The organism is Streptomyces morookaense (genome assembly GCF_013030945.1).
GTDB classification, from domain to species: Bacteria; Actinomycetota; Actinomycetes; order Streptomycetales; family Streptomycetaceae; genus Streptomyces; species Streptomyces morookaensis.
Genome location: NZ_JABBXF010000014.1, coordinates 71,220 through 96,351, shown reverse-complemented (window position 1 = coordinate 96,351; position 25,132 = coordinate 71,220). Strand labels below are relative to the sequence as shown.

Genomic DNA, 25,132 nt, shown 5'->3' with positions numbered 1-25,132 from the left:
TGACGTCTCCTGGAGAAACCGACTTTCATGCACGGACCGCCTGCCGCAAGGGCATCCGACATCCCTTCGGTGACCCTCCTCACCGAAGGGACCTACCCGCACAGTCACGGCGGGGTGAGCGTGTGGTGCGACCAACTGGTCCAAGGGATGCCGGATGTCGACTTCCGGGTCATCGCCGTCACCGGAACCGGCCGGGAGCAGCTCGCCTGGGAGCTGCCCCGGCACGTCCGGGAGGTCGACGCCCTGCCGCTGTGGGGCCCGCCGCCCGCCGGCCGCGCCCCGCGCGGCCGGGCCCTGCGCGAATTCCTCACCTGCTACGAGCAGTTCCTGCTGGCCCTGCTCGACCCCGATGAGGAACAGCACTTCGCCCGCACCTTCTACCGGCTGGCCGACCACGCCACCGAGGGCACCCTCTTCCCCGCGCTGCGCGGGGAGGCGGCGGCCCGCCTCCTGGCCCGGCTGTGGAACCGGCCGCGTCTCGCAACGGCCGCCGCCCGCCCCACCCTGTACGACGCACTGACCGCAACCGACCTGCTGGAACACGCCCTGCGCCCGCTCGCCGCACGGGTCCCCGCCGAGGGGATCACCCATGCGGTGAGCGGGGGCCTGGCCGCCGTGCCCGGGCTCGTCGCCCACCACCGGTACGGCACCCCGTTCCTGCTCACCGAGCACGGCATCTATCTGCGCGAGCGCTACCTGGGCTTCCGCAGCGAGCCCTACCGCTGGCCCGTGAAGGCGCTGATGCTCGGGCTGTTCCGGATGCTCGCCGTCGAGAGCTACCGGTGCGCCGCCCTCGTCACCCCGGGCAACCGCTACAACCGGCGCTGGGAGGAGCACGGCGGCACGCCGCCCGACCGCATCCGCACCGTCTACAACGGCGTCGACCCGGCGGCGTTCCCGCCCGCCGGGCCGGAGCCGGAGACACCGACGCTCAGCTGGGCCGGGCGCGTCGACCCCATCAAGGGCCTGGAGACCCTGATCCGGGCGTTCGCCCTGGTCCACCAGGAGATACCCGAGGCGCGGCTGCGCCTCTTCGGCGGTACCCCGCGCGGGGGCGAGGGTTACCGCACCGCCTGCGAGAAGCTCGCCGCCGACCTGGGCGTCGGCGACTCCGTCACCTTCGAGGGGCGCGTCGACGACATCCGCGACGCCTACGCGGCAGGCAACGTGGTGATGCTCTCCAGCATCAGCGAAGGCTTCCCCTTCACCCTCATCGAGGCCATGTCCTGCGGCCGGGCGACCGTTTCCACCGACGTCGGCGGGGTCCGCGAGGCCGTCGGCGACAGCGGGCTCGTCGTACCGCCGCGCGATCCCGAGAGCATGGCCGAGGCCGCACTGCAGCTGCTGGGCGACCCGGAGACCCGCGCGAAGATGGGCGAATCCGCCCGGCTGCGCGTGGTCGAGCAGTTCACCCTCCGCCAGACCATCAGCGCCTTCCGCGACATCTACCGTGACCTCGGCGGACTCCGCCCGGTGCAGCAACTGCCCCGGCAGCGGCCCGAGTCCGTCCCCGTCATGGCCATGGCCGCCGGGGGTGCGGGATGAGCGGAGTCTTACGCCTCGTCCCCGACGAGCCCGAACCGGCGCACGATCTCGCCGACCCCGTCCCGCCGCGGCACCGGCCGCGGTGGGCGGCCGATCCGCTCGACGACCTCGCCGAGGAGATGGCCGACGTGTGCGCGGCGGCCGTGCACCCCGACGAGATCGCCGCCGTCCTGGAGGCCGGTGGCCTCACCGGCGAGCAGATCACCGAACGCTACGGCAGGAACGACGCGTTCGAGCTGGCCGCGGAGCTCTTCGCCCGGGTGCCGCGCAGCCACCCCGAACCCCCGCCGCGCACCGATCCCTGGCGGGTGTCGCCCGGCGCCTGCCTGCTGCGCTCCCTGGTGTTCACCCTGCCCGGCTTCGGCTACACCCTCGCCGCGCCCCTGATCACCGGCGGCCGGCACGGCGGCGGACTGCCCGCGGGCACCGGCCCGTTGGCCGTCTCTGCCCTGCTGGCCTGGGCCTGGAACCAGGGCCTCGCCCACCGCGCCTACCTCCGGCTGGCCGCGGGCGGCCGGCCCGCGGCCGGGCGCTGCCTGGCCGTCGGCGCACCGCTCGGCGCGCTGCTCGCCACCGTGACCGCCCTGCTGCTGCCGGGCCCCGCAGGGGCGTACGCGTTCGCGGCCGGCCAGGCGGTGTACCTGGCCGCGGCCACCACGCTGCTGGTACTGGGGCGTGAACGGCTGCTGTTGTACGCCCTGTTGCCCACCGCCGCGGGGGGAGCGGCGACCCTGGTGGAGCAGCCGCCCACGGCGGCCGGTGTCCTGGTGCTGCTCGCCACGGTGGGGGGAGCGCTGCTCGCCGCCGTCCGCACCGTTCTGCAGACCCGCGGCACCGAGGGGCAGCCGCCGCGGCTCTCGCCGTTCGCCTCGCTCCCGTACGGCCTGTTCGGCCTGGGCTGCGGGGTGTTGACGACCGTCGCCGCACTCGGCGACACCCTGCGGCACACCGGCGGCACCGGGACCGCCGGACCCGCCGTCCTCGCTCTCACCCTCAGCATGGGCGCCGCCGAATGGCTGCTCTACCGCTGCCGCGGCAGGGCCCTCGACGCCCTCGCCCGCTCGACCACCTTCCCCGGCATGCTGCTCGGCGCGGCCCGCGTGCTCGCCCTGTGCATCGCCGCCTACCTCGCCGCACTGGCCGTGCTGACACTGGCCGTTGCCCTGGTGTGGCCGCACGCCTCGCTGCCGGACCCGACCCGTGCCGCGGCACTGCTCGCGCTCGGCGCGGTGCTGTGGACCGGACTGCTGCTCCAGGCCTACGGCATCGCCTGGACCCCGGCCCTGCTGTGCCTGGCCGCGGCCGGGGCCGAGACCACCGCCCTCGTCCTGCGCATCTCCGCACCCGCCCAGGACCAGCTCGTCACGTGTACCGGTGCGGCGGCCGCCCTGCTGGCCGTCGCCACCGCGCTGCTCGGACGCATCACCACGCACCGCTGAGCACCGCACCAGACCGCCCGTTCCTTCACAGGCCTTCACAGGGGAGAACCGCGCATGTCCGCACCTGCACCCGTCGCCGTCACCGGCGCCGAGGGATTCATCGGCTCGCACCTGGTCGAGGCGCTCGTCGCGCGCGGCCACCGGGTCCGCGCCATGGTGCAGTACAACTCCTTCTCGTCCTTCGGCTGGCTGGAGGACCTGCCCGAGGACGTCATGGACCACGTCGAGGTCGTCCTCGGCGACGTCCGCGACCCCGGCTCCGTCCAGTCGCTGGTCGCCGGGACCGAGACCGTCTACCACCTCGCCGCGCTCATCGCGATCCCGTACTCGTACCGTGCGCCGCACAGTTACGTGGAGACGAACGTCACCGGCACCCTCAACGTCCTGGAGGCGGTACGCCACCTGGGCATCCCGCGCCTGGTGCACACCTCCACCAGCGAGACCTACGGCACCGCGCAGACCGTGCCCATCACCGAGGACCACCCCATCAACACCCAGTCCCCGTACGCCGCGTCCAAGGCGGGCGGCGACCGGCTGGCCGACAGCTACCACGCGAGCTTCGGGCTCCCCGTGGTCACCCTGCGCCCCTTCAACACCTTCGGGCCGCGCCAGTCCATGCGCGCCGTGATCCCCACGGTGATCGGTCAGGTGGCCGCCGGGGAGCGCACCATCACCCTCGGCGACCTGCGGCCCACCCGGGACTTCAGTTACGTCAAGGACACCGTGGCCGCCTTCCTCGCCGTCGGCACCGCGCCCGCCGCCGATGTCGTCGGCCGCACCTTCAACTCCGGTACGGGCGAGGAGATATCGGTCGGCGACCTGGTGCGCCTCATCGGCAAGCTCATGGACACCGAGCTGGAGATCCGCTCCGAGCAGGAGCGCGTCCGGCCCGCGGCCTCCGAGGTGATGCGGCTGCTCGCCGACGCCTCCCGGCTGCGGGCCGCCACCGGCTGGGCCCCCGCCCACACCCTCGACGAGGGGCTCGCCGCCACCATCGCCTTCTTCCGCGATCCCGCCAACCTCGCCCGCTACAAGACCGGCATCTACAACGTCTGACGTTCCACCGCCCACCGCTCCCGCACCGGGAGCAGAGAGGAACGGCACCATGCACGCAGTCATCCTGGCCGGAGGCAAAGGCGTCCGGCTGCGCCCGTACACCACCGCCCTGCCCAAGCCGCTGGTGCCGATCGGTGACCAGCACGCCATCCTCGAAATCGTCATGCGCCAGCTGGCCGGCGCCGGATTCACCAGCTGCACCCTGGCCATCGGCCACCTCGGCCACATCATCCGGGCCTACGTCGGCGACGGCTCCCAGTGGGGCATAAGAGTCGACTACACCACGGAGGAAAGCCCGTTGGGCACCATGGGACCGCTGCTCACCATGCGCGACCGGCTGCCCGAGAACTTCCTGGTGATGAACGGCGACGTGCTCACCGACCTCGACTTCGGCGACGTCCTCAAGCGCCACATCGCCACGGCGGCACCGCTCACCATCGCCACCTACGCCCGCCGCGTCAGCATCGACTTCGGCGTGCTGACCACCGACTCCGGCCGCGTCGTCGGCTTCGCCGAGAAGCCCAGCATGGACTACCGCGTCTCCATGGGCGTCTACGGCGTCTCCCGCGAGGCCCTCGCCCGCTACACCCCCGGGCTCCCGCTCGGCTTCGACGAACTCGTCCTCGACATGCTGCGGGACGACAACCCGCCGCACGCCTACGAGTTCGACGGCTACTGGCTCGACATCGGGCGCCCCGACGACTACGACCGGGCCAACGCCGAGTTCTCCCTCCGCCGCGACCTGCTGATCAAGGGAGCGTGAACGGGCAGCATGCGCATCCTCGTTCTCGGCGCCACCGGTTTCCTCGGCCGGCACGCCACCGGGCAGCTGCGCGCCCTCCCGGGCGCGCGGGTGCTCTGCGCGGGCCGGTCGCCCGACGCGGACCTCCTGTGCGATCTGGCCACCGCCGAGGCCGGCCGGCTGGCGGCCGTCGTGCGCTCGGCGGCGCCCGATGCGGTCGTCAACTGCGCAGGTGCCGTGGGCGGCAGCGCGGTGGAGCTCACCGCTGTGAATGCGCTCGGTCCCGCCGCCCTGTGCGCGGCTCTGCACAAGGCCGCGCCCCGGGCCCGCCTGGTCCACCTGGGCTCGGCCGCCGAGTACGGACCCGCCGACGGGCAGCGCCCCGCCGTCGAGTCCGGCCCGGCGCGCCCGCTCGGCCTGTACGGCGCGAGCAAGCTGGCCGGCACGCTCGCGGTGACCGGATCCGGTCTGGACGCCGTCGTGCTGCGGGTGTTCAACCCCGTGGGACCGGGCCAGTCCGTGGCCTCCCTGCCGGGCCGGCTCGCCGCCGAGCTGCGCCGGGTCGCTTCCGACGGCGTGATCCGGACCGGGGACCTGTCCGCGTACCGTGACTTCGTCGACGCGCGGGACGTCGCGGCGGCCGTCGTCCGTGCGGTGGCGGCGACCGGGCCGCTCCCGCCCGTCCTCAACATCGGCAGCGGCACGGCACGCCGCGTCCGCGACATCGCGGAAGGCCTCGCGCGCGCGGCCGGGTTCCGGGGCACCATCGAGGAGAACGGCGACGGGTCGCCGCGCTCGGCGGCCGTCCCCTGGCAGCAGGCGGATGTCGACGCGGCAGCGCGCGCCCTGGACTGGACACCGCGGTACGCGCTGGCCGACAGTCTTGCCGACGTGTGGGCGGGCACGGGAGCAGAGGAGAACGCCTGATGACGGAGGCACCGGCGGAGGAACGACGGCTGCTCGTCCCGCTCTACGCCCACCCGGCCACCCACCCGGAGGCCTGGGCACAACTGCAGGCGGTGGCCCCACTGCTGTACGGGGTCGTGCTCAACGCCGCGGACGGCCCCGGTCACCGTCCCGACCCGGCCTTCACCGAGGCCGCCGGCCGGCTGCGCCGCGCCGGGGTGCGGCTGCTGGGCTACACCGACACCGGGTACGGCCGCCGCAGGCCGCGCGCCGTGGCCGCGGACATCCGCAGGCACCGCAGGTGGTACGACGTGGACGGCGTCTTCCTCGACCAAGTCCCCTCCGGGGCGGCGGTGTTGCCGCACTACCGGCGGCTGGTCCTGATCGCCAGGACGCTGGGCGCGCGGACCGTCGCGCTCAACCCGGGCACCCACCCGGACCCCGGCTACGCCCGGCTCGCCGACCTGCTGGTCACGTTCGAGGGCAGCTGGGCGGAGTACCGGCGGGCCGGGGTGCCGCCGTGGACCGCGGACCATCCGCCGGGCCGGTTCTGCCACCTCGTCTACGCTGTGCCGGACGATTGTGCGGAGCACGTGGCCCGCACGGCGGAACGGCGCGGGGCCGGGGTGCACTGTGCGGTTCCGGGTGACGGGGCCAACCCCTGGCAGAGCGCGCCCTTGACGACAGGAGCGGTGCGGTGAGAGGCATACGGGCCGGGGCGATTGGGGCAGCCGTGCTGCTGTTGGCGGCTCTCGCGGGCTGCTCGTCCTCCTCGTCCGACGAGGCAGGGGACGGGGACGGTCCGGACGGCCAGGCGACGGCATCTGCGCCCGCACCGTCGGCTCCCGCCTCCGGGAAGCGGTGGCAGCCGAAGCCGGGGACGCCCTGGCAATGGCAGCTCGACGGCAAGGCCGACACGTCGGTGGACGTGCCCGTCTACGACATCGACGGGTTCGAGAACTCGGCGGCGACCGTGGCCGAGTTGCACGCGCGTGGCCGGAAGGTGATCTGCTACTTCAACGCCGGTGCGTGGGAGGACTTCCGCCCCGACAAGAACGCGTTCCCCAAGGGCGTGCTCGGCGCGAAGAACAAGGGCTGGGAAGGCGAGAAGTGGGTGGACATCCGCCGCCTCGACGTCCTGAAGCCCATCATGGCGTCGCGCATCGACATGTGCCGGAAGAAGGGCTTCGACGCCGTCGAACCGGATCTGACGGAGGGGTTCCGCAACTCCACGGGCTTCAAGCTGACCGCGGACGACCAGCTGGCGTTCAACCGGATGCTGGCGAAGCTCGCCCATGACCGGGGCCTGTCGGTGGCGTTGAAGAACGATCTGGATCAGATCCCGCAGCTGGTGGGCGATTTCGACTTCGCGGTGAACGAGCAGTGCGCGCAGTACGGGGAGTGCGAGCGGCTGACCCCGTTCATCAAGGCAGGCAAAGCGGTCTTTCATGTCGAATACGACCTGAAGCCCGAGGAGTTCTGTAGTCAGACCACCCGTCTCGGGCTGAGCTCGATGCAGAAGCGCCTGGGGCTGGATGCCTGGCGCAAGCCGTGCTGACGGGGCTGTGGTTGCGGGTGCGGTTGCAGTTGCAGGACGGAAGTGAAGAAGTTCACAGAAGCCCCATTCGGCTCTGAATTCGAGCGGTCGGTGGTGCAGGATCGACGCTCGAACATGAGACCCCGTCACCGTGGCGGGCCACCCGGGCGGACGCCGAGTCCTGCCACCGCACCGGGTGCGGAACCGATTCGACGGATCGGCAGGAGCGGGAGACCCGAGCACGACGGACCACGATGGCGGTGGTCCTTGGGGTGAAGCCACGACTGTGGCCGGGCATTACTTCGTCCAGCCCGAACCCGACAGGTCATCTTTCGCAGGCGGCTGACGAAGGGCTTCGGCATGTCTGCAATGCCTTCTGCACGGCCTCGAATATCTGCGCGCATCCCTGTTCTCGCCGCCGCGACCGTCGCGGCATCGGTCCTCCTGCCGGGCATGTCCCCCGGCGCCCAGGCCGCCACCGCCGGCGAACAGGCCCTCAAGGTGGCGGCCGCGAAACAGGGATCGCCCTACCAGTACGGCGCGACCGGTCCGAACCGCTTCGACTGCTCGGGCCTGACGCTCTACTCGTTCAAGCGGATCGGCAAGCAACTGCCGCGCACCGCGGCCGATCAGTACAACGCGACCCGCCACCTCTCCGCGGGCTCCCGCCAGGTCGGCGACCTGGTGTTCTTCCACTCGGGCAGCAACGTGTACCACGTGGGCATCTACGCCGGGAACAACAGGATCTGGCACGCGCCCAAGCCGGGCAGGACCGTCAGCATGGAGAAGATCTGGACCGGCAGTGTCTGGTACGGCCGCGTCAGGTGACGGCACCGTCCAGGTAGACCCACTGCCCGTCCTCGCGGACGAACCGGCTCACCTCGTGCAGGACGTCCTGGTGCCCGCGCTCGCTGTAGTGGGCCCGGAACTCGACGGTGCCCTCCTGATGGAACGGGCTGCCGTCCGTCGTGGCCAGGACGTCCAGCCCGGTCCAGCGCATCTCGGGATCGAGATCGAGGTGCCCGGGCCGGGTGCTGGAGTGCCAGCTGCGCAGCAGGTACGCGGTGTCGCGGACGACGAAGGCGGCGTAGCGGGAACGCATCAGGCGTTCGGCCGTGGGCGCGGTCTTCTGTCCGCTGTGGAAGACGCCGCAGCAGTTCTGGTACGTGTCGCCGAGCCCGCAGGGGCAGGGCGAGGTGGGGCCGACGGCCGGCCGGGGACGAGCGCTGGATCTGGACACGCCTCGATTGTGCCGGACGGGAACCCGTTCGGCCGCATGCGGGGCCGCGGCTTCCCGGCTTGACATACCCGCAGGTCAGGTTTACCGCCGGGCCTGCGGGGAGGCCCCGGCGGGGGCGGGCACCGGTTGCGGGCCGGGGGCCGTCGGCGAAGGGTGACGGCATGCGCCTGAACACGTTTCCCTCCGCTGCCGCGGCCGCCGTGTGCGGCGCGCTCGCCTTGCTGATCGCCGGTCCTGCGCTGGCGTCGGACGGACCGCCCGCCGAATCGGCTCCCGCCGCCACGGGATCGCTCGAAACGATCGGCGGCCTCGGCGAGACGCTGATGCTCGGATCCCGGATCGGGACGGAGGCCCGCGCGAAGACACCGGACACGGTGGAGATGCAGGAGTTGCAGCGGCGGCTGCGGGCGGCGTCGGGGCGGCTGCAGCGATCGGTGAAGGCAGGTGCCTCTGCGGATGCAGATGTACAGGCCCAGCTGAAGAAGCTGGACGACGACGCGACGGCGCTGCTGAAGGCGGTGGCGGCGGAGGACGCGGCCGGGGTGACGGCGGGGGTGGCGGCGATGGTCGCCGATCAGCGGGCGTTGCTGGGGTCGGTGCCGAAGCTGCTCGCCCCCTAGGGGTACGAGGCTGCTCCTCCCCAGCTATCTCTGGGTGGGCGCGACCGGCCACGGACAGCCCGCAGTCGAAGAGCTAGTAGATCGTCAACACCGTCGGTCCGCTCGCACTGGTGAGACCGTCCCCAAGGCACCGCAGGGCGCCCGCCTGCGGAATGGGAACGAGCTGGAGCAGCTTCCGGCCCTGGAAACGGCCGTGCGTGACGGTGCCGGTGATCGGGGTGATCACCTGGCCGAGTACGGCCGTGCTGCCGCCGGCAATCTCGGCATCGCTCGAGTCACCGGTGTTCCAGTCGTAGTTCCGGCGGGCCCGGAATCCTTCGAGGAGGTCGTTGCAGGCGGCGTCGATCGTGAACTCGTCGTGGTATCCGCCGCTCTTCACCGCCCCGTCACCACCGGTGCAGGAGCCGAAGCGCCCATCGACCGTGACGTGGATGTGCCGCGCCAGAAGGGTGACCCCCGGCTCGTAGCGGACGGACTCCGTGCCGTGGCACTGCAACTGCCCGGAGTCGCGGGGGTGGGCGGCCGCCGGGACGGCCGTGACGGTACCGAGTACCACGGCAGCTGCCACAACTGCTCTCTTCACACCGCATGAACTGAGTGACATAGGGCAGTTCATGCCCCGGCCGCCCGGCACGGAGACCGGCGCGCCGGAGCGGGCACGGGGGCGCGACCCGCTGCGCACGCCTACCGGCGCGGGCCGTCCCGCGCATAGCCTCGTGCGATGGACACGCTGGAGAGCGGCATGCTGGCCGTACCGGGCGCACGGCTGTACTTCGAAGTGCGGGGCACCGGACCGCTGTTGCTGCTCCTCCCCGGCGGCGCCTCCGACGCCGAGGTCTTCCGTGACCTGGCCGACGAGCTCGCCGCCCGCCACCGCGTCGTCACCTACGATCCGCGCGGCATCTCCCGTAGCCCACTCGACGGACCGCCGCCGGAGCCGTGGATCGCCACCCAGACCGACGACGCCGCACGGCTGCTCGACCACCTGGACGGGTCCGGCGGCGGGGCGGTCCAACTGTTCGGCAGCTGCGCGGGCGGACAGATCGCGCTGGAGCTCGTACTCCGCGATCCGCGCAGGATCCGGCTGGCCGTCGCCCACGAGCCGCCCGCCATGGGGCTGTTGCCGGACGCGGCACGGTACGCCGCGTTCTTCGACGAGGTGTACGCGACGTACCGCCGGGAGGGCGTCCCGGCGGCCATGGACAGGCTGGGAGCCGTCTTCGGCGGCAGACCGGCCCCGTCGCTCCCCGAAGCGGCCGACAACAGCGGGTTCTTCCTCTCCCACGTGATGCGGCCGTCCAGCCGCTGCGCGCCCGACGTCAGCGCACTGGCGGCCGTGGCGGACCGCATCGTCCTGGCCGGCGGACGGGAGTCGCGCACCCACGACGTACACCGGCCGGTGGCCGTCCTCGCGCGCGAACTCGGCCGGGAACTCGTGGAGTTCCCCGGCGGGCACGTGGGGTACGCGAAGTGCCCTGCCGCCTTCGCGGCACAGCTCGCGGACATCCTGGCGGCGGGCTGACCCGTCATGCGCATACTGATGGGAGCCCAGAACTGCGGGTTCGGCCCGGCGTCGGTGCTCGTCGCGGTCTCCCGGCTACTGCCCGGGCACGAGCGGGTGTTCGTGGGGGACGGCGTCGCGGCGGCGTTCGCCCGCCGCAACGCGGGGGCCTTCGACGGCATTCATGATGCCCTCCCGGACGGGTTGTTGCAGAAGAGCGACTGGGTCGTCTCCGCGATGGACGCCGATCTCGTCCTGCGCGCCGTCGTGGCGGGCCGCCCGGTGGTCCTGGTGGACTGCCTGTTCGGCTTCTGGCAGCACCGGCGGCCGCTGGAGCGGATCCGCGAGCTGTGCGCGACCGTGCCCCGTACGTCCCTCGCCGCAGCACGGGATCACTTGGCCGGCCTCACACCGCACGAACACGTCCTCGCGGCCCACCTGTTGGCCGACCACAGCGTGGTGCAGAACTTCCCGGGCACGTCACGGCGCCTGGCGGAATTCGCGGACTGCTCGATCCATCCGACCGGCCCGCTGGTCGACTTGGAAGGCCTGCACGAGGCGAAGGACGGCGAACCGGACTACGACCTGCTGATCAACCTCGGCGGGTTCAAGAACTTCCTCCTGGACTTCGAGTCGAACGATCACTACCTCCGGCTCGTCGACCGCTGGGTCCCGGATCTCCTCGCCGACTGGCCGAGGTTCACGCGCGTACTGCTCTGCGGCGGCCCGTACGAGGGACGCCGCGGTGGCAGGGGCCAGCGGGTCGACCGCCGCTTCCTGCCCCAGCGCGAGCTGCTGCAGCACGTGGCGCGAACTCCGTACTCCCTGCCGGCCCCCGGCCTGTCGGCTCTCCACGAGGCCACGCTCCTGGGCCGGTTGCCCCTGGCGCTGCCCGAACAGCACTACGCGCACACGTACACCGTCCGGAACCTCGCGGACACCCTCTTCGGCCGCTTGGCCGCCCGTTTCGCGGACGTCCTGCCCGGTCATGCGCTGCCCGAGGACGACTACGCGGGTACGCAAGCCCTTGTGGCCGTCGCGGGCCGGATCGTCGAGGACGACGCCCTGTACGCGCGCTTCCGGGGCACGCTCAATGAGCGCATCGAGCAGTACCTCGCGCTCACAGCGGAGCAGCGCAGCGGGGGAGTGGCCGAACTGCGCCGCGTCCTCGACGGCCCGCCTGCCCCGTCGGTGATCGCGGCGATCCTCGCGGCGGGGCGGTGAGGGGTATCCCAGCCACACCCGCCTGCCGAAGGAACCCACCATGCGACTGCGCCCGGCGCTGCTCGCCCTCGTGAGCGCCCTCGCCCTGGCCCTCTCATCCGCGCGGTGAGGTTCGTGTGGCCCGGCTGACCGCATAAGCGGTTCCCGGAACCACGAATGTGATTCCGCCTCGGCGGCTCCGCCGGTGCCGTTCCCTGCGGGCTTCAGGCGGCCGGCGAGAGACGAGCCTCGGTGCCGAACGCGGAAGTCTCCACGGCGGCGTCCGCGGGGAAGTCCGGGTGGTCGCGCCAGACCAGGGCGAAGGACACCAAGAGGTTCCATGAGGCCGTCGAGGACAGCTCGGTCCCCGTGGTGCGGTCCGGCGTGAGGTCCCGGTGGTGGCGCACCGCCGCGATCCGCCTGTATGCGGTCAGATGCAGGGCCGCGGCCGTGCGGCGCGCCTCTTCCCCCTCGACCGAAGCCGTATCGGGTATCCGGGCCAGCACGAACCTGACCAGCCGCGAAACCTGGTCCTCAGTGATCCGCTCCACTCGTCCCACCCCCGTGATCCGTTCACCAATCGGTCCGTACGGCCAACTATGGCACCCCGCTGCAAAATGCAGTTGAACGCTCGATGGCCCAGGAGAAGGGCGGCCACTGGCCGGGCGTGTGCCCGGCCGTCCGGTGCCCACCCGCAGGGATGACGTTCCCGCCCGGTATCGCCCGCGGTCACAGCAGCCGCTCAACACCTGGGAGTGAACCCTGACATCACGAGGCACCGGGATGGGCAGTGACCCGAACATGGGATCCCCGCAACCACACTTCCGCATGCCGTTCCAGTCCCGTCTCAACCCTCATGTCGACCAGGCCCGCGCCGACGCCAAGGAATGGGCCCGGCAGATGGGCATGTTCGACGAGGAGTTCCTGGAGTGGCCGCAGCGGTGGAGCGAGGAGAAGTTCGATCAGGCCGACTTCCCATTGTTCATCGCGCTGACCCACCCGGACGCCGATGCCCGCGAGTTGGATCTGGTCACTGCTTGGCACGTTGCTCTGTGGTTCGTGGACGATCTGTTCCTGCCGCTCTACCGGCGCGACCACGACCAGGAGTCGGCTGCCGCCCAGGTGGACCGGCTGATGCTGTTCCTCCCGTTGGACGGACTGCCGCGGCCGTTGAGCCCACGCAATCCCGTGGAACGGGCCTTCGCCGGGCTGTGGACCGGCACGGCCGTCACCATGAGCCCCCTCTGGCGCGACCGGTTCATCAGCAGCGTGCGGCGCTTCCTGGACGGGGTGCTGTGGGAACTCGAGCACGTCGACCACGCCGTGACCGACCTGATCGAGTATCTCGGGGCCCGCCGCGACTTCGGCGGGCTGCAGTTCACCGCCGTGCTCATGGAGCACGCGATGGGCGAGCTCGGCCAGAACGTGCTGCGCAGCAGGGAGTTCCGCACCGCCGTGGACGCGTTCGTGGACGCCATCAGCCTGCACAACGACATCGTGTCCTACGACCGGGAGGTCGACGAAGGCACAGTGGCCAACAATGGTGTAGAGGTTGCCCGCAAGGCCCTCGGGCTGAATCGGCGTGACGCTGCTGCCGTCGTCAATGCTCTGCTGACCGCCAGGGTCGACACTCTGGCCGAAGCGCCGGCGGCCGTACCGCCCGAGGCGGCGGGGTTCGTGAAGTCGCTGCAAGAGGCGCTGGCAGGTTCGTACCTGTGGCACGAGCTGACCGGCCGCTTCGGCCAGGAGACGACCGGGGACCTCGCGAAACCCCGTGGGTTGGGCACATCCGCGGCATACGTCTTCGAGGGGCGCTCCGGAGCTCCCGGCACTCTGCGGGGCTGACCCGCGGCAGGCCGTCAGGCCTGCCCTGCCTCCCAGGCGTCCGGAACTTGCCCATGGCACACCGCTGTTGTTTGACGCCTCGCTCCGCTGCGCCCCACTGTCGTGCACCGCACGGACAGGAACTCCCCTTTCGAGCGCAGGAGGCGCACATGCAGCTCCGGAACCGGACCAGAACCCGATGGGCCCTCGCCGTACTCGGCAGTGCCGTGGCCCTGGTGGCGGGGGGCGTTGCCCCCGCGTCCGCCACGCCCTCCCCGGCTGCTGCGGCCGGCGGGCGCTACGTCGCTCTCGGCGATTCCTTCACCTCTGCACCCCTCGTCCCCCGCCAGGTGCACCTCAAGTGCGGTCGGTCCGACGTCAACTACCCTTCGCTGACCCGTACAGCGCTGGGCATCAGGGATTTCACCGACGTCAGCTGCGGTGGCGCCACGACGGACGACATGTGGGAGCCGCAGTCCGACACCGGCAACCCCGCGCAGCTCGACGCTCTCGGTCCGGACACCGCCCTGGTCACCATAGGCATCGGCGGCAACGACATCGGCTTCGGCGAGATCGTCATCCAATGCGCGACTCCGTTGCACAAGCCCGTCCCCCACGACAACCCCTGCGAGCAGCGCTACACGCAGACCGGTACCGACGAGCTCCAGCGGCGCATCGACGCCACCGCCCCGAAGGTCGCGGACGTTCTGAAGGCCGTGCACAAGCGGGCTCCGCGCGCCCGCGTCGCACTTGTCGGGTACCCGGTCGTGATCGGCCCCGACACCGAAGGCTGTCGCCAGTCCTTGCGCGTCGCCGACGGCGACCAGCCGTACCTGCGCCGCACCTTGCACAGCCTCGACGCCATGCTGCACCGCGAGGCCGACACGCACGGCGCCCTCTACGTCGACACCACCGCCGTCAGCACCGGCCACGACGCCTGCCGGCCGTTCGACGAACGCTACGTCGAGGGCCTCTTCACCCGGCCCGCGCGCCCGGCCTTCCCCGTCCACCCCAACGCCAACGGCGAACGGGCCATGGCCGATGCCGTGCTCGACACGATCCGGGACGGGATCCGGTGATGTCCCGCTGCGCCTGATCCCGAGCGGAAGCCGGCGCGGCTGCACTCGCCGCTGCGAAACGGCCGTGGGCCGGAGCACCCGATGCATCCCAGCGCCCAGCGCCCAACGCCTGGCGGCCAACGCCCGATGCCCGGCGGCCCGTGGGGCCGCCGGGCATCACCGCAGGGGATTCAGTCCCCCGGCCGGATCCGGCCGCGCCAGGCTCCGGTTTCGATACCGCGGTTCTCCACGAATTCCTTGAAGCGCCGCATGTCACCCTTGGCGCGCCGGTCGATGGTCCCGGTCAGGTCCGCAGCCTTTTCCGCGAGCCCGCTCGGTTCGACTTCCATCACCAGTTCCACGCGGGTGCGCGTGTCGTCCACGCGCCGGAAGTTCACCGTGCCCCGCTGCCGGGTATCGCCGCCGATGGTCCGCCACGTGATCCGTTCGTCGGCGAGCTGGTCGACGATTTCGGTGTCGAATTCCCGCTCGACACCGCCGATCCGGGTGGTCCAGTGGTTGTGCCGGGCGTCGAGCTGTCGCACCTCCTCGACACCTTCCATGAAGTTCGGGAATTCCTCGAACTGCGTCCACTGGTTGTAGGCGGTGCGGAGAGGCACGTCCACTTCTACGGTCTCCTTGACCGTGGTCATCACAGCTCCTCACTGTCGTCTCGCTGTCGTCGCGGAAGCGCGGCGCCTGGGGCGGCCGTGCCCTGTCCACCGTCCGCGTACCCGCTCGCACTCACGCAATGCCCGCGATTCCGGGGTTTGGGAGGGCGGCGGAATGGTAGGCGCGCAGCAAGGCTCTCGACAGCCGTTGCCCCGACTATCGACAACAGTCGGCAGTCGACAACAGCCGATGTCCCAAGCGCCGTTGCGGAGGTGCTCATGAGCGACTCGCCCGGGCAGGAGCTCACAGCCGTGCAAGTGCTGCGGGCGGCCAGTGAACAGCTCGCCGAGCTGACGGGGCTGCAGCCCGAGAGCATCTCCCGGCTGGAGCGGACGGATGCCGGGTGGGTGGCGGAAGCCGAGGTGGTGGAGCTCGACCGGATCCCCGCGACCATGAGCGTGATGGGCCTCTACGAGGTGAACCTCGACCCAGCAGGAACGCTGACCGGCTACCGGCGGCTGCGGCGCTACGAGCGCGGCAGGACCGACTCCCGCTGAAGCACCCACCCCTGTCCGGCCGTTGCCGGACCCATCACCCTGCCAGGCCGTCGCGCCGTGCGACGGCCGAGAGGAAGTGTCCACGATGAGTGTTGTCCCGGCCCAGCAGTCCGGGGGAGCAGGAGGCACCAGCGGACTCTACGACGTCCTCGAACTGGTGCTGGACCGCGGCCTGGTGATCGATGCGTTCGTACGCGTCTCCCTGGTCGGTATCGAGATTCTCAAGGTCGACGTGCGCGTGGTGGTCGCCAGCGTCGACACGTACCTGCGGTTCGCCGAGGCGTGCAACCGCCTCGACCTGGAGGCCGGCCCGCACCGCAGCCCCGGACTGCCCGACCTGGTGGGCGAGATCACCGAGGGCGGCGCCGAGCATGGAGCGCGGGGCAAGACGAAGGGTGCGCTCTCCGGCGCCGCCCAGGCCGTCTCCGACGCCATCCACCGCACGCCCGGCGAAGGCGAGAGCCGCGGGCGCGGCACCGCCGCCTCCCGCAGGAAGAAGGAGGAGACCGAGTGAGCACCTACGTGTACTGCATCACGCGCAGCGGCGATGCCGGGCCGCTGCCCGAAGACCTCACCGGGGTCGGAGATCCGCCGCTGCCGGTACGGCAGTTGGAACAGGACGGGCTGACCGCGGTCGTCAGCGACTGTCCGGGCCGACTGCGTCCCAAGCGGCGCGACCTGCTGGCACACCAGCGGGTGCTGACCGAGGTGGGCCGGAAGTCCGCGGCGCTGCCGATGCGGTTCGGCAGCATCGCCGAGGCGGACGACGACGTACGTGACGTGCTCCGGGAGCACGCCGACAGTTACCGGCAAAAGCTCCAGCAGCTGGACGGGCGGGTGGAGTACAACATCAAGGCCGTCCACCAGCAGGAAGCGGTCCTGCACCACGTGCTCGCCCGGAACGCGGACCTCCGGGCCCGTGCCGAAGCCAACAGGCGTGCCGGCGGCGGCACTTACGAAGAGCGGCTGCAGTTCGGTGAACTGGTGGCAGCAGCGGTCCGCGAATGCGAGACGGAGGACGCCGAGGCGGTGCGCCGAGCCCTGGAACCCGCCGCGGAAGGCGTCCGGGTGGGGCCCGAGAGCACCGGCTGGTTCGTCAACCTCTCCTTCCTGGTGACACAGGCGGACGCCGAACGCCTGCTGACGGCCGTGCGACGGCTCACCGACGAGCTGCCGCACCTGGAGCTGCGGGTGAACGGCCCGCTGCCGCCCTACAGCTTCACCGATGCCTGATGTTCATCGGCTGGGTGCTCCGGCAGCTCTGCGCCGAGGCCGAACGCATCGCCTGCGACCCGGCCGCACTCCGGGACGAACTCGCCCGGCTGGAAGCGGAGCTGTCGGCCGGCCGGATCAGCGAGGAGGAGTTCGACCGGCGGGAGGACGAACTCCTCGACCGCATGGAGGAGATGCGCCGGTACACCGGTGGGGAGCACTGACGACGGACGATGGAGGCACCGCGGCCATGACCGGTATCCAGACCCAGCGATTCCCCGACGCCCCTTCCCTCTCCGGTTCCTCCTCCGGAAGTTCCGCCAACCTCGCCGACATCCTGGAGCGTGTCCTCGACAAGGGCGTGGTGATCGCCGGGGACATCCGGGTCAACCTGCTCGACATCGAGCTGCTGACCATCAAGCTGCGCCTGATCGTGGTCTCCGTGGACAAGGCCAAGGAGATGGGGATCGACTGGTGGGAGAGCGATCCCGCCCTCTCGTCCGGCGCGCGTCGCCGTGAACTGGCCACCGAGAACGAGCTGCTGCGGACCCGCATCGCCGAACTCGAGGCGCGACAGCCGCACGAGGCGCGCGACGGGGAGGAACAGCGATGAACGGCAACGCCGACGCAGCGGCAGGGCTTCTCTATCTCTACGCCGTCGCCCGCGACACCGACCTGCCCGGCCGGCACCTCACGCCCTCTCCCCACCACCCCCGTCCGGTGACCGGGGTGGCAGGCGAACCCGTGGAGCTCGTACGGCACCTGGACCTGGTGGGCGTGGCGGGCCGGGTGCCCGCCGCCGACTTCGACGAGGAACCCCTGCACCGCCATCTGGAGGATCTCGACTGGCTCGCCACGGTGGCCCACCGGCACCAGGCCGTGATCGAGGCGGCATCGTCGGCCGCAGCGACTGGTGTGCTGCCGCTGCGGCTGGCAACCGTCTACCGGGACGAGGAGAGCCTGCGCCGCATGCTCCGGGCACGGCACGAAGCACTGACGGCGGCACTGGGCCGGCTCGACGGCACAGTGGAGTGGGGTGTCAAGGTCTACACCCTGCCCGGCCCGGAGAAGGAAGAGCGCACCACACCGGCCCCGTCCGCCTCCGGCGGTGTCGGCCGCGCCTACCTGAGGCGGCGGGGAGCCGAACGCCGCGCCGACGAGCACCGGGCCCGCCAGGCCGACGACGCGGTGCGGCAGATCCACACCGCCCTGGCGGCCTCGGCCGAGGACACCCACCTGCATGCACCCCAGAACTCCCGCCTCTCCACCCACCCCGGGCACAACCTGCTCAACGCCTCCTATCTGGTACGCCGCGACGACGACTCGGCCTTCACCGCGGAGGTGCGCGCGCAGGTCGAACGCGCCCCGGCCTGGGGGCTCATGGTCGAGCTGACCGGTCCCTGGGTGCCGTACTCCTTCGCCGCCACGACCACCGGCCCCGCGGACGGCACCGATGACCGCTGACCCGGCGCTGCCGACCGAACGGCTCACTCTGGTCGACCTCCTGGACCGGCTGCTGGCCGGGGGAGTGGTGATCGCGGGCGACCTCACCCTGCGCATCGCGGACGTCGACCTGGTCCGCGTGAATCTCCACGCCCTCATCGGCTCGGTGGACGCCCGGCTTCCGTCTCCCTGGGAGGAACACGGCACATGACGACCCGGCGCGTGGAACTGGACCAGGACACGGTGGAACGCGACCTCATGAAGCTGGTGCTGACACTGATCGAACTGCTCCGCCAGCTCATGGAGCGGCAAGCCCTGCGCCGTGTCGACCAGGGCGATCTCTCGGAGGAGCAGGAAGAGCGCATCGGGCTGACACTGATGCTCCTCGCCGACCGCATGGCCGAACTGCGCGACCGCTACGGCTTCGAGCCGGGCGACCTCAACCTCGATCTGGGCCCCCTCGGCCCGCTCCTGCCACCGGCCGACCGGTGACCGGGAGGGCCGTCAAGCCACGAGCGTCACATGCGCTTCCAGCTCTGGTCGTCACCACCCGTGCACTTCTGCGCGTACACCGACGAGCCGTCGGTGCCCACGCACGTGCCGGTGGCGGTGTTCAGCAGCTGGTAGGGGTTGGCGCCCTTGAGGATCCAGCTCTGGTTGCCGCTGCCGCAGGCCTGCGCGAAGACCGAGGAACCGTCGGTGTCCAGGCACGTGTTCGCGGCAACGTTGCGCAGCTGGACGGGGCCGGTGCCGCCGGCCACCCAGCGCTGGTTGTAGCTCGTGCTGTTGCAGTCCTGCGGGAACACCGAATTGGCGTCGGCCGTCAGACACTTGCCGGTGGCGACGTTCTGGTACTGGAGCATGGCGGGCATGGGCGGGGTGGACGCGTCGGCAGGCGGGGCGAACGCGCTGAGGGCGGCGGTGGCGGCCACGGCTCCGGTCACCAGCAGGTAGCGGCGATTCATCTGTGCCTCCTGAGCAGAAGTGTTACGGAGGAAATGGCGCTCACAGCGTGGCGATCGAATGCTTCACTCAGTAGTGCCGAAACCAGCCACTCGACGCCCCCTGCAAGCTCCCACTGTCAACCGGAAGTTGACTCGACTACCGTCACCCCCGTGCGCTTACGCCTCCTCGCCGCTGCAGTCCTCACCGGAGCCCTCCTCCTCACCGCCTGCGGCGGGGGAGACGGCGGCCCCGCCCCCGACCACCACGACCGTGCCGACGGCGCTCAACTCCTCTACCGCCCCACCGGCCGCACCAGCGCCCAGAACCCCGCCTTCTCCCCGGACAGCACATCCGTCCTCTTCACCCTCTTCCACGACGGGTACAACGAGGGCGCCGCCGCCCTCCGCACCATCCCGCTCGGCAGCGGGCACGAGCAGCAGCATCCCCGTACCCTCCTCTCCGACCCCGACAAGGCCGCCGTGAACCTGCCCGGTTCCAGCTGGCATCCGCGGGCCGGTGTCGCCTTCGCCTCCGACCGGTCCGGGCAGGACGAGGTCTGGGTGATGGAACCCGGCGGCAAGCCGAAGCGCGTGACCGAACACCGCGGCGACACCGGCTACCTGGAGCCCAGCTTCTCGCCCGACGGACAGTGGATCGTCTTCCAGGAGAGCGTCGAGAACGAGCACCCCGACGGCTCCGAGCTCGGCTCGCTGTGGAAAGTGCGCCGTGACGGCACCGGCGCCACCCGGCTGATCGACGGGCCCGGGACCCGTACGGACAACCGGCAGCCCAACTGGTCGCCGGCCGGTGACCGGCTGGTCTTCCAGCGCCGCGAGGCGGGCAGCGAGGCCTGGGCGCTGTATGTCGTGAACGCGGACGGGAGCGGGCTGCGCAAGCTCACCACGACGCCCGGGGAGCACACCGACCCCAGCTGGTCGCCGGACGGGCGGTCCGTGGTGTTCTCCTCCACCGCCGGTGGGCTCGACCTGCCGCAGATCTTCACGATCCCGGCGGCCGGCGGCAAGCCTGTCCGCGTCACCAGGAGCAGCAACGCCTATGACGGAGCGCCCAGTTGGTCGCCCGACGGGCGGTGGATCGCCTTCGAGTCGCATGCGGGGGGCGAGGACAGGCCGTCCTCCCTGTGGCGTGTCCCGGCTCCGTCGGGCCGCTAGACGGGCGCAGCGAACAAAAAAGGCAAGGAGAACATCCGCTCCTCGCCACTCTCAACATATAGCGCACCGGGGGCCTTGCCGCAAGGCCCCCACCTTGCCGCACAATCATCCGCCTGGACCGGAACATGGTCCGGAATCTGCGGAAATGGGGAGAGTTGCGCGCCCCGGACCGGCAATGGAGCTGATCATCATGTCCCCCCTGGCCACCAGTGTCTTCGACCTTCCCGACCGCCTTTCCGCCAAGGCCGACCCGTCGCTGATCGTCGACGACGAGCGGCACTTCGCCGCGATCGCGGAGTGCCTGGAGCAGTCGATCGCCGAGCTGTCCGGCCGTCTCGCCGCCGAGCGCAGGGCGCCCGGCGGCATCGGCCAGCAGGCGATGGAGCGGGACCTGGAGATACACCGGCTGACCGCCCGCCTGCGTGCCCTGCGCCGGTTCGGGCTGGACCTGTGCCTCGGGCGCATGGTCGGTGCCGACGGCACCGGGCCCGTGTACGTCGGACGGCTCGGCCTCAAGGACAGCACGGGCCGCCGGCTGCTGGTCGACTGGCGCTCCCCGGCGGCCGAGCCGTTCTTCGGCGCCACCCACGCCGATCCGATGGGTCTGGCGAGCCGCCGCCGGTACCGCTGGACCCGCGGCCGGATCGGCGACTACTGGGACGAGGTGTTCACCCCGGGCATCCTGGACGCCCCGGACGGTTTCGCCGGGCACGCCGCGCTCGACGACCAGTCCGCCTTCATCGCCAGCCTGGGCGGCGACCGGTCGGAACGGATGCGCGACGTGCTCGGCACCATCCAGGCCGACCAGGACGCCGTCATCCGCGCGGGTTCCCGCGGTGCGCTCGTCGTCGACGGCGGTCCGGGCACGGGCAAGACCGTCGTCGCCCTGCACCGCACCGCCTACCTCCTCTACTCCGATCCCCGTCTCGGGCACCGCCGGGGCGGCGTGCTGTTCGTCGGTCCGCACCGGCCTTACCTGAACTACGTCGCCGACGTCCTCCCCAGCCTCGGCGAGGAGGGCGTGCAGACCTGCACCCTGCGGGACCTCGTCGCCGAGGGAGCGACGGCGGCGGTCGAGACGGATCCGGACGTGGCCCGGCTGAAGTCGTCCGCGGACATGGTGGTGAGGGCGATCGAGACGGCCGTCCGGTTCTACGAGGAGCCGCCCGCCGAGGGGATGACGGTCACGACCGACTGGGCCGATATCCCACTGACCCCCGGCGACTGGGCCGAGGCGTTCGAGGCGGCGGGACAGGGCACTCCGCACAACGAGGCGCGTGAGCAGATCCGGGAGGAACTGGTCACGATCCTGCGGGACAAGATCGACGGTGACATCCCGCCCGACCGGTTCCGCAGCTCCCTGCTGCGCGACGACGAACTGGTCGGCGCCCTCGACCGCGCGTGGCCGCTGCTCGACGCGGCCGACCTCGTCGGCGACCTGTGGTCGGTACCCGCCTACCTGCGGCTGTGCGCACCCTGGCTCGACCGCGACGAGGTCCGGAAGCTGCAGCGCGCGGACGCGCAGGCCTGGACGGTGTCCGACCTGCCGCTCCTCGACGCGGCCCGGCAGCGGCTCGGCGACCCGCAGGCGTCGCGCCGCAAGCAACGGCACGAGGCCGCCGTCGCCGCCGAACGCGCGCGCATGGCCACGGTCGTGGACGACCTGATCGCCGTTGCGGACGACGAGTACGGGACCGGGCTGGTCACGATGCTGCGCGGCGAGGACTTCCAGGACGCCCTCGTGGACGAAACGGCACTGGCCGGTACCGAACCGGACCTGCTCGCCGGGCCGTTCGCACACATCGTCGTGGACGAGGCCCAGGAACTGACCGACGCGGAATGGCAGATGCTGCTGCACCGGTGCCCGTCCCGGAGCTTCACCATCGTCGGGGACCGCGCCCAGGCCCGGCACGGGTTCACGGAGCCGTGGCGGGAACGGCTGGAGCGGGTCGGGTTCGACCGGATCCGCCTGTCCTCCCTGAACATCAACTACCGGACACCGGAAGAGGTCATGGCGGAAGCCGAACCGGTCATCCGGGCCGTGCTCCCGGACGCCAACGTGCCGGCCTCGATCCGCAGCAGCAACCTCCCCGTCGTCCATGGATCCGCTGCGGATCTGGGCCCGGTCCTCGACGCCTGGACCGCCGCGCACGCCGACGGGATCGCCTGCGTCATCGGAGCTCCTGCGTTCCGGGCTGCGACGCCCCGCGTTCGCTCACTCACCCCGGAGCTGTCGAAGGGGCTCGAGTTCGACCTGGTCGTCCTCGTCGACCCGGAGTCGTTCGGCACGGGCATCGAAGGAGCGGTCGACCGCTACGTGGCGATGACCCGGGCGACGCAACAACTCGTCGTCCTCACGAGCTAGCCGGTCGTCACCGTCAGCAGCGCATACTGCGCCACCGTCAGCGTGACCGACACCGAGTCGCCCGACACCTGCCAGGGCACCGGCTGCGGCGCGGGCGAACTCCCGTCCGGCGAGCTCACGGTGGCCGCCAGCACCCGCTTGCCCGCCGGGACCGGCAGCCCGACCGTGCACGTCGTCGGCACCGTACGGAAGGCCGCCGGACTGTCACCGAAGCAGGTGAAGTTGACCAGTTGGACGATCGTGTCGTCGCCGAGGCGGCTCAGCTCCAGGTGGATGCGGTCGTCACCCGTCAGCGTCACGGCAGGGGGCGCGGCCGCGCGCACCGGGGCGAGCAGCCGGTCCGCGACGGCCCGGTCCGTCCTGCCCAGGTAGCTGCGGCCGAGCAGGTCCTTGACGTACCAGCACGTGCCCGAGCCGAAGCTGTTCCGCCTGCTGTCCGGCAGGGGGTCCTTCTTGCCGAACCCGAGCACGTCGGCCAGCGCGTACTCGCCGCGCACCGTGCCCAGTTCGTCGAGGCCGGTGGGCACCGGTCCGGTGATGACGACGGTGCCGCCGCCCGCGACGAAGCCGCGCAGCACCGCGGCCTCGGCGTCCGAGACGGCCTGCAGGTTCGGCAGCATCAGCACGCGGAACCCGGCGAGGTCGTCGGCGGTGAGACCGGGGCTGGGCACGGTGCGGAACGGAATGTGCGCGAACACCAGCGACTTGACCGTGCCGCGGAACTCGCCCAGCCACTCCTGCTTCACGCAGCTCTCCTGAGCGGTGCCGGTCGCCCACCAGTCCTTGACCCCGGCCGGCGACTTGGTGTTGACGTACATGCCGGTGCCCTCGGCGTGGCTGACGAAGTCGCGCGAGGCAGAGGAGTGGTAGACGCCGACCACGGCCGACGAGGCGGCGTTGTAGAGCTTCTCCTGGTTGGCGGCGACGAACGCGTACATCCGGGTGCGCATCGCCTTGTCGGTGGTGTCGTTCTTGAACGGGCTCTTGACCTCGTACGGGTTGCAGCCCGCGGCCAGCAGCTCGGCCATCACCAGGGAGGCGTCGTCGGCCTTCCAGCCGTAGGAGAACGCCCAGGCCGGCTTGGTGCCGCCGGCGGCCCGCGCGTACTTGTACATCGAGATCAGGCACGCCCAGTCGGACGCGGTGGAGTGGCGCATCCCGTCGTAGTTGCCGAGGATGTCCACCTCCCACACGTGGCTGACGCCTTCCGCCTTGCGCAGGTAGGCGCCGTCGAGGCCGACCAGGGTGGCGTACTGGTAGTCCATGCTCACCGTCTCGACGAAGGTGAGCACATCGGGGTTGACCGAGCGCCCGGCGGCGGCGATGTCGAGCTGCCACTGCAGCAGGTTGCGGTGCCGCCACTCGACGAAGCGGCGGAAGGGGAGGCTGGTGAAGTCCATCTTCCTGGGGATGTCGAGGCCGGTGTCCGCCTTGAACGCGGACGCCGCCCACGGAGAGGCGTCGCACCAGCTCAGCGCGCCGTCGAAATAGATGGGGACATCCGGCCAGATCGCGTCGACGCCGGTGGCGGCCAGCGCCTTGATGCGGCCCAGGTAGAAGTCGCGCCAGGGGGAGTTGGGGCTGACCCAGCAGCTCTCGTCGCCCGGGTCCACCCAGACCACCAGGCTGCCGTAGAAGACGTTGGGCTTGCCGTCGGGGGAGAGCTGCACCCACGACCTGCCCTGGTCGGTCTTGTAGAAGGACGGGCCGTTCTCGCCGCCCGTGCTGATCACTTCGAGCGACGGGTAGTACATGACCACCCGGATGCCGGCGGTGTGCGCGAGCTGGACGAAGCTCTTCACCTTGCCCATGTGGGTGGCGAAGGCGTCGTCGGTGATCCAGTTCGACAGGATCGTGTCGAGTTCGATCACGCTGACGTTCTGCGCCTTGAGGGTGTTGATCACGGGCTGCATGTCGCGCACGGGGTCGGCGTCTTCGTCGAAGGTGCCGTCCGCCAGCCGGGCGAATCTGCTCCAGTCCGGGAAGGCCCCCGCCCGCACCGCCGGTCCCGCCCAGGCCGCCTGCTCCAGCGGCAGCGCGGCCGGCGCCGGGCCGTGCAGCCCCGGTACCGCCCGGGCCGCCCACGCGGCCCCGCCCACCCCAAGCCCCGCCCGTAACAGCCCTCTCCGGCTCAGTCTTCGGTTCCCGTCCATGA

At 71.3% G+C, this 25,132-nt stretch carries 29 protein-coding genes and 1 riboswitch; of the genes, 23 read left to right on the top strand and 6 right to left on the bottom strand.

Annotated features, from left to right (window positions below):
- Positions 1-27 precede the first annotated feature (27 nt).
- The 8 genes from pelF to HG542_RS08285 all read left to right on the top strand — a co-directional run bounded on the left by pelF (position 28) and on the right by HG542_RS08285 (position 8,053).
- Positions 28-1,545, top strand: a complete 1,518-nt coding sequence (pelF, locus tag HG542_RS08320) for a GT4 family glycosyltransferase PelF (RefSeq protein WP_171079454.1) — start codon at positions 28-30, stop codon at positions 1,543-1,545.
- Positions 1,542-2,984, top strand: coding sequence for a hypothetical protein (locus HG542_RS08315; RefSeq protein ID WP_171079453.1), 1,443 nt, complete (start codon positions 1,542-1,544; stop codon positions 2,982-2,984). Before pelF ends, HG542_RS08315 begins: the two co-directional genes overlap by 4 nt.
- 54 nt (positions 2,985-3,038) lie before the next feature.
- On the top strand, positions 3,039-4,040 hold the full coding sequence (locus HG542_RS08310) for an SDR family NAD(P)-dependent oxidoreductase (RefSeq protein WP_171079452.1): 1,002 nt from the start codon (positions 3,039-3,041) through the stop codon (positions 4,038-4,040).
- Positions 4,041-4,089: 49 nt separating this feature from the next.
- Positions 4,090-4,803, top strand: coding sequence for a nucleotidyltransferase family protein (locus HG542_RS08305; protein ID WP_171079451.1), 714 nt, complete (start codon positions 4,090-4,092; stop codon positions 4,801-4,803).
- Positions 4,804-4,812: 9 nt separating this feature from the next.
- A complete protein-coding gene (locus HG542_RS08300) occupies positions 4,813-5,709 on the top strand; it encodes an NAD-dependent epimerase/dehydratase family protein (protein WP_171079450.1) in 897 nt (298 codons plus the stop codon).
- Positions 5,709-6,389 (top strand): spherulation-specific family 4 protein, encoded by a 681-nt coding sequence (locus tag HG542_RS08295; RefSeq protein WP_171079449.1) that lies wholly within the window; start codon positions 5,709-5,711, stop codon positions 6,387-6,389. The genes HG542_RS08300 and HG542_RS08295 overlap by 1 nt, the downstream gene beginning before the upstream one ends.
- On the top strand, positions 6,386-7,246 hold the full coding sequence (locus HG542_RS08290) for an endo alpha-1,4 polygalactosaminidase (protein WP_229922451.1): 861 nt from the start codon (positions 6,386-6,388) through the stop codon (positions 7,244-7,246). Before HG542_RS08295 ends, HG542_RS08290 begins: the two co-directional genes overlap by 4 nt.
- 179 nt (positions 7,247-7,425) lie before the next feature.
- A riboswitch (cyclic di-AMP (ydaO/yuaA leader) is annotated at positions 7,426-7,581 on the top strand.
- 4 nt (positions 7,582-7,585) lie between these two features.
- Positions 7,586-8,053: a C40 family peptidase gene (locus HG542_RS08285; protein ID WP_171079448.1), complete on the top strand. Its 468-nt coding sequence runs from the start codon at positions 7,586-7,588 to the stop codon at positions 8,051-8,053.
- Here HG542_RS08285 and HG542_RS08280 read toward each other — a convergent pair.
- On the bottom strand, positions 8,046-8,465 hold the full coding sequence (locus HG542_RS08280) for a YchJ family protein (protein WP_171079447.1): 420 nt from the start codon (positions 8,463-8,465) through the stop codon (positions 8,046-8,048). The genes HG542_RS08285 and HG542_RS08280 overlap by 8 nt on opposite strands.
- A 161-nt stretch (positions 8,466-8,626) precedes the next feature.
- Between HG542_RS08280 and HG542_RS34360 the strand changes: the two genes are divergently transcribed.
- Positions 8,627-9,085, top strand: a complete 459-nt coding sequence (locus tag HG542_RS34360) for a hypothetical protein (RefSeq protein ID WP_176606326.1) — start codon at positions 8,627-8,629, stop codon at positions 9,083-9,085.
- A gap of 73 nt (positions 9,086-9,158) precedes the next feature.
- Here HG542_RS34360 and HG542_RS08270 read toward each other — a convergent pair whose 3' ends face one another.
- Positions 9,159-9,653: a hypothetical protein gene (locus tag HG542_RS08270; RefSeq protein ID WP_171079446.1), complete on the bottom strand. Its 495-nt coding sequence runs from the start codon at positions 9,651-9,653 to the stop codon at positions 9,159-9,161.
- A gap of 153 nt (positions 9,654-9,806) precedes the next feature.
- Here HG542_RS08270 and HG542_RS08265 point away from each other — a divergent pair, with 153 nt between their 5' ends.
- Both HG542_RS08265 and HG542_RS08260 read left to right on the top strand, forming a co-directional pair.
- A complete protein-coding gene (locus HG542_RS08265) occupies positions 9,807-10,607 on the top strand; it encodes an alpha/beta fold hydrolase (protein ID WP_171079445.1) in 801 nt (266 codons plus the stop codon).
- Positions 10,608-10,613: 6 nt separating this feature from the next.
- On the top strand, positions 10,614-11,810 hold the full coding sequence (locus tag HG542_RS08260; protein ID WP_171079444.1) for a hypothetical protein: 1,197 nt from the start codon (positions 10,614-10,616) through the stop codon (positions 11,808-11,810).
- Positions 11,811-12,013: 203 nt separating this feature from the next.
- Here the strand turns inward: HG542_RS08260 and HG542_RS08255 are convergent, their stop codons facing one another.
- On the bottom strand, positions 12,014-12,340 hold the full coding sequence (locus tag HG542_RS08255; protein ID WP_171079443.1) for a hypothetical protein: 327 nt from the start codon (positions 12,338-12,340) through the stop codon (positions 12,014-12,016).
- A gap of 277 nt (positions 12,341-12,617) precedes the next feature.
- Between HG542_RS08255 and HG542_RS08250 the strand changes: the two genes are divergently transcribed.
- Both HG542_RS08250 and HG542_RS08245 read left to right on the top strand, forming a co-directional pair.
- Positions 12,618-13,634 (top strand): terpene synthase family protein, encoded by a 1,017-nt coding sequence (locus HG542_RS08250; protein ID WP_171079442.1) that lies wholly within the window; start codon positions 12,618-12,620, stop codon positions 13,632-13,634.
- A 149-nt stretch (positions 13,635-13,783) separates the two neighbouring features.
- Positions 13,784-14,692: an SGNH/GDSL hydrolase family protein gene (locus HG542_RS08245; RefSeq protein WP_171079441.1), complete on the top strand. Its 909-nt coding sequence runs from the start codon at positions 13,784-13,786 to the stop codon at positions 14,690-14,692.
- A gap of 170 nt (positions 14,693-14,862) precedes the next feature.
- Here the strand turns inward: HG542_RS08245 and HG542_RS08240 are convergent, their stop codons facing one another.
- A complete protein-coding gene (locus HG542_RS08240) occupies positions 14,863-15,324 on the bottom strand; it encodes an SRPBCC family protein (RefSeq protein WP_171079440.1) in 462 nt (153 codons plus the stop codon).
- Between the two features lie 237 nt (positions 15,325-15,561).
- Between HG542_RS08240 and gvpO the strand changes: the two genes are divergently transcribed.
- The 8 genes from gvpO to HG542_RS08200 all read left to right on the top strand — a co-directional run bounded on the left by gvpO (position 15,562) and on the right by HG542_RS08200 (position 18,987).
- Positions 15,562-15,840: a gas vesicle protein GvpO gene (gene gvpO, locus HG542_RS08235; RefSeq protein WP_171079439.1), complete on the top strand. Its 279-nt coding sequence runs from the start codon at positions 15,562-15,564 to the stop codon at positions 15,838-15,840.
- An 85-nt stretch (positions 15,841-15,925) separates the two neighbouring features.
- Positions 15,926-16,354 (top strand): gas vesicle protein GvpJ, encoded by a 429-nt coding sequence (gene gvpJ / locus HG542_RS08230; RefSeq protein ID WP_171079438.1) that lies wholly within the window; start codon positions 15,926-15,928, stop codon positions 16,352-16,354.
- Entirely contained in the window at positions 16,351-17,073 is a 723-nt protein-coding gene (locus HG542_RS08225; RefSeq protein ID WP_171079437.1) for a GvpL/GvpF family gas vesicle protein, read from the top strand. Before gvpJ ends, HG542_RS08225 begins: the two co-directional genes overlap by 4 nt.
- Entirely contained in the window at positions 17,073-17,276 is a 204-nt protein-coding gene (locus HG542_RS08220; protein WP_171079436.1) for a gas vesicle protein GvpG, read from the top strand. Before HG542_RS08225 ends, HG542_RS08220 begins: the two co-directional genes overlap by 1 nt.
- A gap of 26 nt (positions 17,277-17,302) precedes the next feature.
- Positions 17,303-17,665, top strand: coding sequence for a gas vesicle protein (locus tag HG542_RS08215; protein ID WP_171079435.1), 363 nt, complete (start codon positions 17,303-17,305; stop codon positions 17,663-17,665).
- A complete protein-coding gene (locus HG542_RS08210; protein ID WP_171079434.1) occupies positions 17,662-18,516 on the top strand; it encodes a GvpL/GvpF family gas vesicle protein in 855 nt (284 codons plus the stop codon). The genes HG542_RS08215 and HG542_RS08210 overlap by 4 nt, the downstream gene beginning before the upstream one ends.
- On the top strand, positions 18,506-18,706 hold the full coding sequence (locus tag HG542_RS08205) for a gas vesicle protein (protein ID WP_171079433.1): 201 nt from the start codon (positions 18,506-18,508) through the stop codon (positions 18,704-18,706). Before HG542_RS08210 ends, HG542_RS08205 begins: the two co-directional genes overlap by 11 nt.
- Entirely contained in the window at positions 18,703-18,987 is a 285-nt protein-coding gene (locus tag HG542_RS08200; protein WP_171079432.1) for a gas vesicle protein K, read from the top strand. Before HG542_RS08205 ends, HG542_RS08200 begins: the two co-directional genes overlap by 4 nt.
- Before the next feature lie 26 nt (positions 18,988-19,013).
- Here the strand turns inward: HG542_RS08200 and HG542_RS08195 are convergent, their stop codons facing one another.
- Positions 19,014-19,460, bottom strand: coding sequence for an RICIN domain-containing protein (locus tag HG542_RS08195; protein WP_171079431.1), 447 nt, complete (start codon positions 19,458-19,460; stop codon positions 19,014-19,016).
- A 150-nt stretch (positions 19,461-19,610) separates the two neighbouring features.
- On the opposite strand from HG542_RS08195, the gene HG542_RS08190 reads away from it, so the two are divergent.
- Together HG542_RS08190 and helR are read left to right on the top strand one after the other, a co-directional pair.
- A complete protein-coding gene (locus HG542_RS08190) occupies positions 19,611-20,612 on the top strand; it encodes a hypothetical protein (RefSeq protein WP_229922452.1) in 1,002 nt (333 codons plus the stop codon).
- A gap of 190 nt (positions 20,613-20,802) precedes the next feature.
- Entirely contained in the window at positions 20,803-22,977 is a 2,175-nt protein-coding gene (helR, locus tag HG542_RS08185; protein WP_171079429.1) for an RNA polymerase recycling motor ATPase HelR, read from the top strand.
- Here helR and HG542_RS08180 read toward each other — a convergent pair.
- Positions 22,974-25,076 (bottom strand): type 1 glutamine amidotransferase family protein, encoded by a 2,103-nt coding sequence (locus HG542_RS08180; RefSeq protein ID WP_229922453.1) that lies wholly within the window; start codon positions 25,074-25,076, stop codon positions 22,974-22,976. The genes helR and HG542_RS08180 overlap by 4 nt on opposite strands.
- Positions 25,077-25,132: the final 56 nt, after the last annotated feature.

Excerpts from the sequence above, each read along its gene's own strand:
- HG542_RS08200 (WP_171079432.1), top strand. The coding sequence starts at position 18,703 with ATGACGACCCGGCGCGTGGAACTGGACCAGGACACGGTGGAACGCGAC.
- HG542_RS08295 (WP_171079449.1), top strand. The coding sequence starts at position 5,709 with ATGACGGAGGCACCGGCGGAGGAACGACGGCTGCTCGTCCCGCTCTAC.
- pelF (WP_171079454.1), top strand. The coding sequence starts at position 28 with ATGCACGGACCGCCTGCCGCAAGGGCATCCGACATCCCTTCGGTGACC.
- HG542_RS08300 (WP_171079450.1), top strand. The coding sequence starts at position 4,813 with ATGCGCATCCTCGTTCTCGGCGCCACCGGTTTCCTCGGCCGGCACGCC.
- HG542_RS08315 (WP_171079453.1), top strand. The coding sequence starts at position 1,542 with ATGAGCGGAGTCTTACGCCTCGTCCCCGACGAGCCCGAACCGGCGCAC.
- HG542_RS08240 (WP_171079440.1), bottom strand. The coding sequence starts at position 15,324 with ATGACCACGGTCAAGGAGACCGTAGAAGTGGACGTGCCTCTCCGCACC.
- HG542_RS34360 (WP_176606326.1), top strand. The coding sequence starts at position 8,627 with ATGCGCCTGAACACGTTTCCCTCCGCTGCCGCGGCCGCCGTGTGCGGC.
- HG542_RS08305 (WP_171079451.1), top strand. The coding sequence starts at position 4,090 with ATGCACGCAGTCATCCTGGCCGGAGGCAAAGGCGTCCGGCTGCGCCCG.
- HG542_RS08220 (WP_171079436.1), top strand. The coding sequence starts at position 17,073 with ATGTTCATCGGCTGGGTGCTCCGGCAGCTCTGCGCCGAGGCCGAACGC.
- HG542_RS08205 (WP_171079433.1), top strand. The coding sequence starts at position 18,506 with ATGACCGCTGACCCGGCGCTGCCGACCGAACGGCTCACTCTGGTCGAC.
- HG542_RS08210 (WP_171079434.1), top strand. The coding sequence starts at position 17,662 with ATGAACGGCAACGCCGACGCAGCGGCAGGGCTTCTCTATCTCTACGCC.
- gvpO (WP_171079439.1), top strand. The coding sequence starts at position 15,562 with ATGAGCGACTCGCCCGGGCAGGAGCTCACAGCCGTGCAAGTGCTGCGG.
- HG542_RS08265 (WP_171079445.1), top strand. The coding sequence starts at position 9,807 with ATGGACACGCTGGAGAGCGGCATGCTGGCCGTACCGGGCGCACGGCTG.
- HG542_RS08310 (WP_171079452.1), top strand. The coding sequence starts at position 3,039 with ATGTCCGCACCTGCACCCGTCGCCGTCACCGGCGCCGAGGGATTCATC.
- HG542_RS08245 (WP_171079441.1), top strand. The coding sequence starts at position 13,784 with ATGCAGCTCCGGAACCGGACCAGAACCCGATGGGCCCTCGCCGTACTC.
- gvpJ (WP_171079438.1), top strand. The coding sequence starts at position 15,926 with ATGAGTGTTGTCCCGGCCCAGCAGTCCGGGGGAGCAGGAGGCACCAGC.
- HG542_RS08215 (WP_171079435.1), top strand. The coding sequence starts at position 17,303 with ATGACCGGTATCCAGACCCAGCGATTCCCCGACGCCCCTTCCCTCTCC.
- HG542_RS08285 (WP_171079448.1), top strand. The coding sequence starts at position 7,586 with ATGTCTGCAATGCCTTCTGCACGGCCTCGAATATCTGCGCGCATCCCT.
- HG542_RS08195 (WP_171079431.1), bottom strand. The coding sequence starts at position 19,460 with ATGAATCGCCGCTACCTGCTGGTGACCGGAGCCGTGGCCGCCACCGCC.
- helR (WP_171079429.1), top strand. The coding sequence starts at position 20,803 with ATGTCCCCCCTGGCCACCAGTGTCTTCGACCTTCCCGACCGCCTTTCC.
- HG542_RS08250 (WP_171079442.1), top strand. The coding sequence starts at position 12,618 with ATGCCGTTCCAGTCCCGTCTCAACCCTCATGTCGACCAGGCCCGCGCC.
- HG542_RS08260 (WP_171079444.1), top strand. The coding sequence starts at position 10,614 with ATGCGCATACTGATGGGAGCCCAGAACTGCGGGTTCGGCCCGGCGTCG.